Origin of the sequence: Janthinobacterium sp. TB1-E2, assembly GCF_036885605.1 — a bacterium.
GTDB classification, from domain to species: domain Bacteria; phylum Pseudomonadota; class Gammaproteobacteria; order Burkholderiales; family Burkholderiaceae_D; genus Janthinobacterium; species Janthinobacterium aestuarii.
In genome coordinates this window covers 2,463,936-2,475,708 of sequence record NZ_CP142523.1, presented here as the reverse complement: position 1 = coordinate 2,475,708, position 11,773 = coordinate 2,463,936, and the positions used below count along the sequence as shown (strand labels likewise).

The 11,773-nt window shown below is 63.8% G+C and carries 10 protein-coding genes; 7 read left to right on the top strand and 3 right to left on the bottom strand.

Going from position 1 to position 11,773, the window contains the following annotated elements; all coding sequences use genetic code 11:
* The first annotated feature begins 5 nt into the window (after window positions 1–5).
* From OPV09_RS11200 to phaP, 4 genes are all read left to right on the top strand, one after another.
* Window positions 6–434 carry a winged helix-turn-helix transcriptional regulator gene (locus tag OPV09_RS11200; protein ID WP_070304194.1) on the top strand — a complete coding sequence of 143 codons (429 nt, stop codon included), beginning with the start codon at window positions 6–8 and terminating at the stop codon, window positions 432–434.
* Window positions 435–536: 102 nt separating this feature from the next.
* On the top strand, window positions 537–2,777 hold the full coding sequence (locus OPV09_RS11195) for an ATP-binding protein (protein WP_338681696.1): 2,241 nt from the start codon (window positions 537–539) through the stop codon (window positions 2,775–2,777).
* 46 nt (window positions 2,778–2,823) lie between these two features.
* Window positions 2,824–3,018, top strand: a complete 195-nt coding sequence (locus tag OPV09_RS11190; protein ID WP_034755105.1) for a hypothetical protein — start codon at window positions 2,824–2,826, stop codon at window positions 3,016–3,018.
* A 108-nt stretch (window positions 3,019–3,126) separates the two neighbouring features.
* Entirely contained in the window at window positions 3,127–3,738 is a 612-nt protein-coding gene (phaP, locus tag OPV09_RS11185; RefSeq protein ID WP_331777697.1) for a TIGR01841 family phasin, read from the top strand.
* Window positions 3,739–3,869: 131 nt separating this feature from the next.
* Here phaP and OPV09_RS11180 read toward each other — a convergent pair whose 3' ends face one another.
* A complete protein-coding gene (locus tag OPV09_RS11180; RefSeq protein ID WP_219329798.1) occupies window positions 3,870–5,099 on the bottom strand; it encodes an MFS transporter in 1,230 nt (409 codons plus the stop codon).
* Window positions 5,100–5,255: 156 nt separating this feature from the next.
* Here OPV09_RS11180 and OPV09_RS11175 point away from each other — a divergent pair, with 156 nt between their 5' ends.
* The 3 genes from OPV09_RS11175 to OPV09_RS11165 all read left to right on the top strand — a co-directional run bounded on the left by OPV09_RS11175 (window position 5,256) and on the right by OPV09_RS11165 (window position 9,960).
* The gene (locus OPV09_RS11175) at window positions 5,256–5,960 is read left to right on the top strand and encodes an SMI1/KNR4 family protein (protein ID WP_338681691.1); all 705 of its coding nucleotides are present in this window, start codon (window positions 5,256–5,258) and stop codon (window positions 5,958–5,960) included.
* 86 nt (window positions 5,961–6,046) lie between these two features.
* Window positions 6,047–7,699: a VRR-NUC domain-containing protein gene (locus OPV09_RS11170; RefSeq protein ID WP_338681689.1), complete on the top strand. Its 1,653-nt coding sequence runs from the start codon at window positions 6,047–6,049 to the stop codon at window positions 7,697–7,699.
* A complete protein-coding gene (locus OPV09_RS11165) occupies window positions 7,696–9,960 on the top strand; it encodes an ATP-dependent DNA helicase (RefSeq protein WP_338681687.1) in 2,265 nt (754 codons plus the stop codon). Before OPV09_RS11170 ends, OPV09_RS11165 begins: the two co-directional genes overlap by 4 nt.
* Here the strand turns inward: OPV09_RS11165 and OPV09_RS11160 are convergent.
* Complete coding sequence (locus OPV09_RS11160) at window positions 9,946–10,683, bottom strand: LytR/AlgR family response regulator transcription factor (RefSeq protein WP_034755089.1); 738 nt, start codon at window positions 10,681–10,683, stop codon at window positions 9,946–9,948. The two genes, OPV09_RS11165 and OPV09_RS11160, sit on opposite strands and share 15 nt — an antisense overlap.
* Window positions 10,684–10,694: 11 nt before the next feature.
* On the bottom strand, window positions 10,695–11,771 hold the full coding sequence (locus OPV09_RS11155) for a sensor histidine kinase (protein ID WP_070304186.1): 1,077 nt from the start codon (window positions 11,769–11,771) through the stop codon (window positions 10,695–10,697).
* Between the last annotated feature and the right edge of the window lie 2 nt (window positions 11,772–11,773).

Below are 11,773 nucleotides of genomic sequence, written 5' to 3'. Positions count from 1 at the left end.
CTATCATGTCCACAGACACTCCCGGCGCCAGCCTGCGCGCCGCCCTCGCCCGGCAAACCCAGGACGCCCACCTGCTGGCGGCCACCTGCCCGTCGCGCGCCGTGCTCAGCCACCTGACCAGCCGCTGGGCCGTGCTGGTGCTGGTACTGCTGCTGAGCGGCACCCGGCGCTTCAGCGAACTGCGCCGTGAAGTGGGCGGCGTCAGCGAAAAAATGCTGGCGCAAACCCTGGAAGCGCTGGCGGGCGACGGCTTCGTGCTGCGCCAGGCGTATCTGGTGATACCGCCCAAGGTGGAATACAGCCTCACGCCGCTGGGGCGCGAGGCGGCAGAACGCCTGGCCGTGCTGGTCGACTGGATCGAGGATAATTACCCGCGCATCGAACAGGCGCGCGCCGACCTGGCAACGGCGCCCGCGGCACAAAACGCCGCGTGAACGAGACCCATCCGCATTGCCTTGAGTCATCAAGAATTATCGTTTACTCCTACTTGCCTTGATGTAATACTAGGCCCATGAAACGCGTAAGGGCGCGACACCATGAACCAGTTGATTTCTTCCATCACCGACCGGGCCAATGTACTGTTGGTCAGCAATTCGCCGAACGATGTGCGCGAACTGCTGTATGTGCTGGACAGGCATAATCTGGGCACGGGACTGGCGGGCGATATCGACGAAGGCGTGGAACTGGCGGCCGGCGGCACGGACCTGATCCTGCTCGACGCGGCCCTGGCGGGCTCGAATATCGGCGCCACCTGCATGCGCCTGCGCAATGCGGGCGGACGCCACAGCGTGCCCCTGCTGCTGATGTCGGCCACGCCCAGCGCCGAGGAACAGGGCCGCAGCGTGGGCGCCGGCGCCTCCGACTACATCAAGATGCCCTTCAACGCGCGCGACGTGGCGGAAAAAATCCTCATGGAACTGGCGCTGCACAAGGCCGAGGCGCCCGCGCCGCGTGCGGCCACGCCGCCGCGCCCCCTGCATCCGCAAACGCTGGAAGTCAATTACCACTCGATCCTGGCAGGCTCGCCCGACGCCGTGCTGCTGTTCGATATCGACAACGGCCTGCTGATCGACGCCAACCACCTGGCCGAAGAATTGTTCGGCATGCCGCTGGCCGAGCTGCTGCAAGGCGGCATGGAGCCGCTGTTCCCCCAGCATCAGAGCGACGGCCGCGCCTCGCCGCAGCTGCTGGAAGAAAAGATCCGCGATACCTTGCAAGGCAAGATCGTCGTCTTCCGCGCCAGCTGCTGCCACCGCGACAGACGCCCGATCGCCTGCGAAATCCGGCTGATGCGCCTGTCCGTGCCGGGACGCCAGCTCGTGCATGCGCGCATCATCGACTTGACTGAACGCAACCTCGCCGAAGCGATGCGCTCGGGCCAGAGCGCCCTGCTGGAAATGGTCGCCAAGGGCGCGCCGCTGATCCCGACCCTGAACCAGCTGCTGCTGCTGATCGAAGGCCAGTCGCGCGGCGTGCTCTGCTCCATCATGCTGCTCGACGACGACGGCGTCCACATGCACAGCGCGGCCGGCCCCAGTCTGCCGCCAGACTACATGGCCCTGCTCGAAGGCGTGGCCATCGGCCCCGGCGTGGGTTCTTGCGGCACGGCCATGTTCCTGCGCGAACCGGTGGTGGTCAGCGACATCATGTGCGATCCGCTGTGGGCGCCCTACCGCGAACTGGCCGCGCCGTTCGGCTTGCGCGCCTGCTGGTCGCGCCCCATCTTCGGCCAGGATGGCGCCGTACTCGGTTCCTTCGCCATGTACTACCGCGATGTGCGCAAGCCCGATGCGCGCGACCTCGAGCTGATCGACACGGCGACCGACCTGGCCGGCATCGCGATTGGCCGCATGCGCCACGAGCGCGAACTGGAGCGCCACCGCGCCCACCTGGAAGAGCTGGTGGCCGAACGCACGGCGGCCCTGACGCAGGCCAAGGAACACTCGGAACAGACGAACCGCGAATTGGCCGCCGCGCTGGAAAACCTGTCCATCACGCAGGAAGAACTGGTGCGCCGCGACAAGCTGGCCGCGCTCGGCGCGCTGGTGGCCGGCATCGCGCATGAACTCAATACGCCGATCGGCAACGGCCTGGTGGTGGCCACCACGATGGCCGAACGCACGCGCGAAATCCAGGCCAGCTTCCTCGACGGCTTGCGCCGCTCCGAACTGGGCGCCTACCTGACGCAGGCCAGCGAGGCCGACGCCATCATGCTGCGCAACCTGCAGCGCGCCGCCGACCTCGTCTCGAGCTTCAAACAGATCGCCGTCGACCGCGCCAGCTCGCAGCGCCGCCACTTCCTGCTGCGCCAGTTCGTGGCCGAGCTGATGCTGCCCCTGTCCACGCAGCTCAAGGCGGCCGGCTTGACGCTGACGCAGGACGTGCCTGAGGGCCTGGCCATGGACAGCTATCCGGGTCCGCTGGGCCAGGTGCTGAGCAACCTGCTGGAAAACTGCCTGCGCCACGCCTTCGAGGGCCGCAGCGGCGGCACCATTCACATCAGGGCGCGCGGCAGCGACGACGGCAAGACGATCACCATGTCCATCGCCGACACGGGCGTGGGCATCGCCGCCGACGATCTCGTGCACGTCTACGACCCTTTCTTCACAACCAAGCTCGGTTCCGGTGGCTCGGGCCTGGGCCTGCATGTGGCGCACAACATCATCACGGGCGTGCTGGGCGGCCATATCGACGCCACCAGCAGCACGGGCCACGCCAGCGGCACCACCTTCACCCTGCAGCTGCCCGCCGTGGCGCCGCAATCGCCCGCGCCCTGAACGGCAAGCGCGCTACAATGCCCGCAAGCATTCTTTCGGAGCACCCATGAAATACCTGATCGCCACGGCCTTGCTGGCAGTGTGCGCCTGCGCAATGGCCGGACCTGCCCCCTGGTACAAATGGCGCAGCAAGATCGACGGCACCCTGTCGTGCGCCCAATCGACCCTGGGATTTGGCTGGGAACTGGCCTCGGGACCGTACAAAGATAGCCGTTGCGAAAAACCGGCGCTTGTTAAATAATGGGGCCATGACCACACGGGGGCACCGGCTTGATTGCAAGCGATGGCATTGCGGCGTCGAAAGAGTATGGAACGATAAGAACGTATCTATTCAAACCGAGGAGACCACATGTTTACGAATCCCGAACAATTCGCATCGGCCACCAAGGCCCTGTTTGAATTCCAGCTGATGACCTTCAACACCCTCACCTCGAAGGCCGTGCAAGGCGTGGAACAGGTGCTGGCGTTGAACATGGCCACCGCCAAGTCCGGCATCGAGGATGGCATCGCCGCCGGCAAGGAAATCAGCCAGGCCAAGGATCCGAAGGCCGCCATGGCCGCCGCCGCTGCCCAGCTGCAACCGGGCGTGGCCGGCGCCAAAGCGTATAAACAGCAACTCGACGACATCATCAAGGAAATCCACACGGAATTCACCACGGCCGCAGAAGCCCACGTGGCCGAAGCGAAAAGCAATCTGAGCGCCCTGATCTACGACGTCACGAAAAACGTGCCCCCAGGCTCGGAAAACGCCGTCGCCATCGTCAAGGCCGCCATCGACAATGCCTTCCTCGGCTACGAGCAAGTGACCAAGGCCACGAAACAGGCCGTGAAGACCGTCGAAGAGCAGATCGCCAAGGCCAGCGCGCAAGTGGCGCAGGCCACGGAAAAAGCCACGACCGGTGCCACTGCTGCGCCTGAAAAAGCAGCGCCGGCGGCCAAGCCGAAGGCTGCCAAAAAGTAATCCGACGCATTGTTGGCGTTAATGGTGATGTCGGATTACGCGCTTGCGCGCTAATCCGACCTACCACCTACAAGAATCCACCGGCAGGGTCCGGTATTCGCCCCCTCCCATCCCCCCGAAATAGCCTGAGCCTAGCTGCAGAAATCCTGGCATGCCTTCGCCTCGACGGCGCCGTCCAGCTGGCGGCGCCAGGCCGCCATGCGCCACGCGGCCCAGGCGGCGGACAAGGCGCCTGCGACGAGGATCAGCCGCGTATCGATCAGGGTCAGCACGGAACCGCTGAGGGCGACGACGATGTTGGCGATGCAAAACGTCGTGGCCAGCAAACCCATCACGGCGCCCTGTCCGTGCGCGCTGAAGCGCTCGGCGCACCAGCCCTGTATCACCGTGTTGTACAGGGCATTCGGAATGCCGAACAGCACGATGGCGGCGATGCCTACCCAGATATTACCCAGCGCCAATATCCCTACGGCCAGCGCCACACCGCACGCATACCAGCAGGCCCGCAGCAGCGGCGCATGGCGGCTGGGACCGCCCGCCAGCAAGGACGTGATGGTCATCGTGCCGCACAGGCCCACATTCACCCAGGCAATCTCCTGTGCATGGTAATTGGCCGTCTCGACCAGCCACAGCGGATAGAACTCGTAAAAACTGGCCACGCCGCACGTAAACGCCAATTGCACGATGAACAGGGTGCGCAGCTCCTCATGGCGCAGCAAATTGAGCGAATGGCGGTCGCGCGCCACTTGCCACCACGACGTCGTCAATAGCGAGGGCGTTTCACGCTGTAAACCCACGGCCACCAGCACGGCGACGAGCATCAGGGCGGCGGCGGCAATCCAGAACGGTACCGTCACACCCCAATGCAGGGTCGCGCCCGCCAGGATCGGGCCCACCAGCCAGCCCAGGTAAAACGCGCCATTCAGCCACGACATGGCGCGCAGGCGCAGCGGCCCCGTCAACTGGTCGGCCAGCATGGCGCGCGCCACGGCGCCGTTCCCTTCCAGCAAACCCGTGATGAAACGGGCCACGATGAACAGAGGGTAGGACTGGATCACCAGCGCCCAGGCCGTGATGGCGTGGCCGATGGCGGCGCCCACGGCCGTACGCATCAGCAAGGGACGGCGGCCATAGCGGTCCGACAAGGGGCCCAGCAAGGCCGAGCCGATCAGCAAGCCCAGCGGGTTAATGGTCAGCGCCAGGCCGAACAGCAATTTGGACGGCAAGCCCAGGAAATTGTTGAAGGCATTCGGCGCCTCGGCCGCGAACAGGGGTGGCAGGATCGGGTATGGCAGCGAGGCGCCGATGGTCGACAGCAGCGCCAGCAGGCAGGCGGCGGAAATCAGGATGATGTTTTTCATGCGGGTTCGGCGGATGTTAGTCTGGCAAGCATACGTGACCATGCCACATAAGCAAACTTAAATGTTTATTAATGATGTCCATCGTTGCTGCCGTGAAGCGTGCGAGGCACGGCCTCGGCTATCATGCCCACACGAATCACGTTGAACGGGGCAAACATGACACTGTCAGAAATTGAACAGCAGCACGGCTTCACCTATCCCGCATTGTATCGGCAGCTGGAGCGCGACGGCATGCTGGCCGTGGGCGAATACGGGCCCGACTGGTACAAGCTCGTCTATCCCACCTTGACGGAGCGGCCCACCCTGCTGCTGCATGCGGACGATTTCGAATTGCTCAACATCGAAGCCGTCGCCGCGGAAGCCGAAACCTTGCTGGATACGGACGATTACCGGCAGATCGATCCCGCCTTCCAGTTCATTCCGTTTGCGCAAACGGGCGCGGGCGACCACTACTGCTTTTTCGCGTCAAGCACGCAAGACGGCGAGATGCCCATCGTGCTGCTGTGGCATGACGACAATGAAGCCCAGTACCTGGCGAAAAACCTGCAAGATTTCATGGTTCACATGTTGTTGAACAGCATGGCGGACCAGGATACGTACAACGGCGTCAGCGACGAAGCATTCAAGGAGCAACTGGCTAAAACCTTGGGCACGCACGCGCGCTACCTGACGGCGCGGCAAGCCGAAGTGTTGCACGCCTTGCTGGTCAGGGACATCATCGATTACGAGGTGGCGCTGCCGAAGGGACGCACGGAAACGCACCGGGGATTGCTGACCGATATCGAACTGGCCAGCCTGCGCGCAGAACTGATTCCCTGTGAAAAGTTCGACAGCTATTTTGCCTACAGCACGGCTGACTGAACATAAAATCACTGGGCAAGCGGCGGCTGAAGGTTTAAACTGTATATAAACACAGTAAAACCGTTCACCTTGCCCTATTGCCCCCCATGTTGAGAGTCCTGGAAAATCCCCTGTACTATCTGGATAATTTCCAGGACGTGCTGAACTGGATCAGCGCGCGTTACGCCGATCTGCTGAGCGTTGAAGAAACGCAGTTCATCGCCGCCTTCAGCGCACTGCCGCAGCCGTCGCGCGCCCTGTTCGTGCGCCTCGTCATGCGCAAGGGCTGCCTATTTCGCGCCAGCAAGCTCAATTACCCGGAAATCGGCGACGCGCGCGCGGCCGCCCTGCCCTTGCTGGCCACGGGCTGGGTCGAGGCTGATCCAGCGATCTCGCTCGATGAACTGTTCGAACTGCTGCTGAAAGCAGAAATCGTCCAGGCCTTCGCCCTCGCCGCCCCGCTGAAAGCGGCGCGCAAGGCCGAGCAGCTGGACGCCTTGCGCGAGCAGCATGGGGAAAGTAAACCGTTTTCCGCTTGGCATCCAGCCTGCACCGACGTGCTGTACCGCATCGGCTTGCAAGTGCTGTGCGACCGCCTGCGCCTGATTTACTTTGGCAACTATCACCAGGACTGGTCGGAATTCGTGCTGTCCGACCTCGGCGTGTACCAGTATGAAAAAGTGGAATTCTCGCCGCAGTCGCGCGGCTTTCGCACGCGCCAGGATATCGAGCACTATGAAGTGCTGCACCAGTGCCGCGAACGCTACAACGACAGCGCGCCGGCCGACGAGGTGCTGCAGGAACTGGCTGCGCTGCCCTTGTCCGAGGACAATACCTGGCTGGCCAGCCGGCGCGACAAGCTGCGCTTCCAGATCGCCCAGCACCTGGAAAAATGCCAGGACTGGCCGGCCGCCTACCGTGCCTACGCCGATTGCCGCTATCCGGGCGCGCGGGGCCGCGCCATCCGCGTGCTGGAAAAAGACGAGCAGCCGCAAGCGGCCTACGAACGCTTGACGATCGCCCTGGCCGCGCCGGAAAGCGAGGCGGAACAGCAATTGCTGCTGCGCATGGCGCCCCGTTTGCGGCGCAAGCTGGGTCATGCCAAACAGGCTGCCAGCGCGGCCGCCGCCGTGGAACGCATCGACCTGCTGCTGCCCTATCCTGAACAAGCATGCTACGTGGAAGGCGTGGTGCAGCAACACCTGATGCGGGAGGATGCGCCCGTGTATTACGTGGAAAACACCCTGATCAACTCGCTGTTCGGCCTGCTGTGCTGGCCCGCCATCTTCAAGCCCATGCCGGGCGCCTTCTTCCACCCGTTCCACCGTGGCCCGGCCGACTTGCACAGCGCCGATTTTTACCAGCGCCGCAGCAAGGACTTTGCCGCCTGCCTGGCGCAACTGGGCGACGGCAGCTACCACGCGGCCATCCGCGCCACGCTTGCCGCCAAGCACGGCATCGTTTCGCCCTTCGTCAGCTGGGACGTGCTGGACGACGGCTTGCTGGACCTGGCGCTGGCCTGCATCCCGGCCGCGCACTTGAAAAAGGCGTTCGAGCGCATCTTGCTCGACATTAAAAGCAACCGCAGCGGCTTTCCCGACCTGATCCAGTTCTGGCCGGCCGAACAGCGCTACCGCATGATCGAGGTCAAGGGTCCGGGCGACCGCCTGCAAGACAACCAGCTGCGCTGGATCGCGTATTGCGCCGAGCACGCCATGCCCGTCAGCGTGTGCTACCTGCAATGGCAGGCGGCAGCATGAGCAGCAACACTTACACCATCGCCGTGCGCGCGCTGTGCGAATTCACGGCCAAGGTAGGCGACCTGGACCTGCGTTTCACACCGTCGCCCACGGCGCAGGAAGGCATGGCCGGCCACGCCACCGTCACGAGCCGGCGCGACGATGATTACCAGCGTGAAATTAGTCTTTCCGGCGACTTCGGCCCCCTGCACGTGCGGGGACGCGCCGATGGCTACGACCCGACGCGGCGCCAGCTGGAAGAGATCAAGACCTTCCGGGGCGAACTGGACGCCATGCCCGCCAACCATCGCCAGTTGCACTGGGCGCAGGCGCGCATCTACGGCCACTTGCTGTGCCAGCAACTGAACTTGCCGATGCTGCGCGTGGCGCTCGTGTATTTCGATATCGTGAGCCAGAAGGAAACCGTCATGCACGAGGAGTGCACGGCCGAGGCGCTGCGCACCTTCTTCGAACAGCATTGCGCGCTGTTCCTCGACTGGGCCGAGCAGGAAATGGCGCACCGCGCCAGCCGCGACGCACAACTCACGGCCATGGCCTTTCCCCATGCGGACTTTCGCCCGGGCCAGCGCCAGCTGGCCGAAGCCATGTACAAGGCCAGCAGCCGCGGCTGCGGCTTGCTGGCGCAGGCGCCGACCGGCATCGGCAAGACGGTGGGCAGCCTGTTCCCCATGTTGAAAGCGACGGCCGCGCATGGCCTCGATAAACTGTTTTTTCTGGCCGCCAAGGTACCCGGCCGCCAGATGGCGCTCGACGCCTGCGCCATCCTCAAGGATAGCGCCCCGCTGCTGCCCTTGCGCGTGCTGGAATTGAGCGCCAAGACCAGCGCCTGCGAACATCCTGACAAAGCCTGCCATGGCGAATCGTGCCCGCTGGCCAAGGGTTTCTACGACCGCCTGCCACTGGCGCGCGAGGTGGCCCTGGCCAGCGGTTTGATCCTCGACAAGGAAGCCGTGCGCGCCGTCGCCTTGCAGCAAGGTATTTGCCCCTACTACCTGGGCATGGAGCTGGCGCGCTGGAGCGACGTCGTCATCGGCGACTACAATTACTATTTCGACCTCAGCGCCATGCTGTACGGCATGACCCTGGTCCACGACTGGAAAGTCAATGTGCTGGTCGACGAGGCGCACAATATGGTGTCGCGCGCGCGCAGCATGTATTCGGCCGAGCTGGCGCAGATCGACCTGAAGATGCTGCGCAAGTTCGCTCCCGAAGCGTTGAAAAAACCGCTCGACCGCCTCTCGCGCCAGTGGACGGCTTTGTTGAAAGAGCAGGATGGCGATTACCACGTGCATGCGGCCTTGCCCGACAAATTCTTTGGCGCCCTGCAAGGCGTGGCCACGGCCATCGGCGACTACATGGCCGAACACGCTACGGCCCTGGACGAGGACTTGCAGCGCTTTTACTTTGACGTGCTGCTGATCAACCGCCTGGCGGAAAGTTTCGGCGAGCATTCGCTGTTCGACGTCAGCAAAACAGACACTGGCTCCACCGTCTGCATCCGCAACATCGTGCCGGCACCGTTTCTCAAGGAACGCTTCGCGGCCAGTCACAGCACGGCCCTGTTTTCCGCCACCCTGAGTCCGTGGAATTACTACAGCGACACCCTGGGCATGCCGGCCGACACGGCCTGGGTCGACGTGGAATCGCCATTCCAGGCGGAACAATTGTCCGTGCGCGTGGCCGACACGATTTCCACGCGCTACCAGCACCGCGCCGCCTCCTTGCTGCCCATCGCCCAGCTGATGGCGAAGCAATACGCGGAAACGCCGGGCAACTACCTGGCCTTCTTCAGCAGCTTCGACTACATGGAAAAGACGGCCCACTTGTTCGCCCAGCATTATCCGGACGTGCCCCTGTGGCAACAGCCGCGCCGCATGGATGACAGTGCCCGCGCACAATTCCTCGGACGTTTCGGCCTGGACACGCGCGGCATCGGCTTTGCCGTGCTCGGCGGCGCGTTCGGCGAAGGCATCGACTTGCCCGGCGCACGCCTGATCGGCGCCTTCATCGCCACCCTGGGTTTGCCGCAGATCAATCCCGTCAACGAGCAGATCCGCCAGCGCATGGGCGACATCTTCGGCGCAGGCTACGACTACACGTATCTGTATCCGGGCATGCAGAAGGTGGTGCAGGCTGCCGGCAGGGTGATCCGCACGCAGTCGGACAAGGGCGTCGTCTACCTGATCGACGACCGTTTTTCGCGCCCGGAAATCCGGCAACTCTTGCCCACGTGGTGGGATGTGCAGCTAGCCAACCAGTAACTTCAGCTTCTGGTAGCCCGCCTTGCTCACGGGAATGCGCGTGTCATCGCGCAGGATGGCCACGTGGCTGTCTTTCGTTGCCGCCTCGATGCGGCGGATGCCGTCGATATTGAGCAGATACGACCTGTGCACGCGCAGGAACTTGGCGGGATCGAGCTGGGTTTCCAGCTCCGACAGTCGCTGGCTTTTCAGATAGGACTTGCCTTCGGAACGGATGCTGATGTAATCGTCCTGCGCCTCGATGTAGTCGATGCGCGCGCTGGCGATGACGTGGACCTTGGCGCCGTCGCGGATCAGCACGCGGTCGAGGGGCGCGGCGCGCGTGGCCGCCTCGCGCGCCAGCGTTTGCACAGCAGTGGACGCGGCCGGCGTGCTGCGGTTGGCGCGCGCATGGGCCAGCGCCTGGTCGAAGCGCTGTTCACTGAACGGTTTCAACAGATAGTCGAGGGCATGGCATTCGAACGCTTTCAAGGCGTACTGGTCGTAGGCCGTGACAAAGATCAACTTTGTCTTCGCGCCGATCAATTCGGCCACTTCAAAACCGTCCAGGCGCGGCATCTGGATGTCGAGGAACACCAGCTCCGGTTCCAGTTCCGCGATGGCCTTGACGGCGTCAAAGCCGTTGGCGCACTCGGCGACGATCTCGATATCGTCATGGCGTGCCAGGTATTCGCGCAGCACGCTGCGCGCCAGTAATTCGTCATCGACGATGGCCACCCGCATTCTTGCCTGCATCATGCTTCCTCCGTGTCGCCGGTCTGTGCCGGCATCGATAGCGTTACTTCAAACGCCGCGCCGCGCCGCGCCCAATGCACGCCCGCTTCGTGGCCATACGCACCGGCCAGGCGCTGGCGCACATTCTCCAGGCCCACGCCGTTGCCGCGCGCCGGCCCCTGATCCGCATCGACGGGATTGCGCACGGCGATCTGCAGCAAGCTGCCTGCGCGCCGGACCTCGATGGCGATCAGGCCGCCCTCCGTCAAGCCGCAGATACCATGCTTGACGGCATTTTCCACGAGCGGCTGTATCAGCATGGGCGGCAACAGACACGCCAGCGCGGCAGTGTCGATGCTTTCCGCCACCTGCAGGCGCGCGCCGAAACGCACTTGTTCGATGGCGAGAAAGTGGCGGATCAGCACGAGTTCCTCTTGCACGGTGATGTGCTTGTGCGCTTCCAGGCTCAGGCTCTGGCGAAAGAAACTGGCCAGTTGCACCGTCATCTGGCGCGCGCCCGCCGCATCGATAGACGTCAGGGCGCTGATGGAGTTCAGACTGTTGAACAGGAAATGCGGATCGATCTGCGTGCGCAGCATGCGCAGTTGCGCTTCCTGCGCCATCAGCTGCGCTTCCAGGCCCCGCTGCTCGGCCATCCTGGCGCGCACGAATTCGAGCAGCAGATAATGCACGGCGGCGGCCAGGCAATACAGCAGCGCGCCCAGGCCGAAGAACAGGGCCAGCAGCGATGGCGTCAGGTTCACGCCCAGCCAGTGCTGTTCCGTCAACAGGCTGACGCTGTTCAAAAATTGCAGCAGGGTCGCCCACAGCAAGCCCGCGAACAGGGCCGCCACGCCCATCACGCTGGCAATGGCGAACGGATGGCGGGCGTGCAAGGGATAGGCGCGGCACAAATAAAACGCGGAAAACCCCGAGCCGATCGCATACACGAGCGTGGCGGGTACCACCAGCAGCATCGCATTGAGCCAAGGCGCGTGCGCCACCCTGGCCAAGATGGAGGCCAGGGCCAGGCCCAGCGCGATGCAGACCAGGAACACCACCACGGCGCCGCGCCGCTTCGACAAGGGTCCGGACATGC

What these genes read in the sequence shown, in the direction of transcription:
- OPV09_RS11200 (WP_070304194.1), top strand. Translation starts at nt 6, where the DNA reads ATGTCCACAGACACTCCCGGCGCCAGCCTGCGCGCCGCCCTCGCCCGG.
- OPV09_RS11195 (WP_338681696.1), top strand. Translation starts at nt 537, where the DNA reads ATGAACCAGTTGATTTCTTCCATCACCGACCGGGCCAATGTACTGTTG.
- OPV09_RS11190 (WP_034755105.1), top strand. Translation starts at nt 2,824, where the DNA reads ATGAAATACCTGATCGCCACGGCCTTGCTGGCAGTGTGCGCCTGCGCA.
- phaP (WP_331777697.1), top strand. Translation starts at nt 3,127, where the DNA reads ATGTTTACGAATCCCGAACAATTCGCATCGGCCACCAAGGCCCTGTTT.
- OPV09_RS11180 (WP_219329798.1), bottom strand. Translation starts at nt 5,099, where the DNA reads ATGAAAAACATCATCCTGATTTCCGCCGCCTGCCTGCTGGCGCTGCTG.
- OPV09_RS11175 (WP_338681691.1), top strand. Translation starts at nt 5,256, where the DNA reads ATGACACTGTCAGAAATTGAACAGCAGCACGGCTTCACCTATCCCGCA.
- OPV09_RS11170 (WP_338681689.1), top strand. Translation starts at nt 6,047, where the DNA reads ATGTTGAGAGTCCTGGAAAATCCCCTGTACTATCTGGATAATTTCCAG.
- OPV09_RS11165 (WP_338681687.1), top strand. Translation starts at nt 7,696, where the DNA reads ATGAGCAGCAACACTTACACCATCGCCGTGCGCGCGCTGTGCGAATTC.
- OPV09_RS11160 (WP_034755089.1), bottom strand. Translation starts at nt 10,683, where the DNA reads ATGCGGGTGGCCATCGTCGATGACGAATTACTGGCGCGCAGCGTGCTG.
- OPV09_RS11155 (WP_070304186.1), bottom strand. Translation starts at nt 11,771, where the DNA reads ATGTCCGGACCCTTGTCGAAGCGGCGCGGCGCCGTGGTGGTGTTCCTG.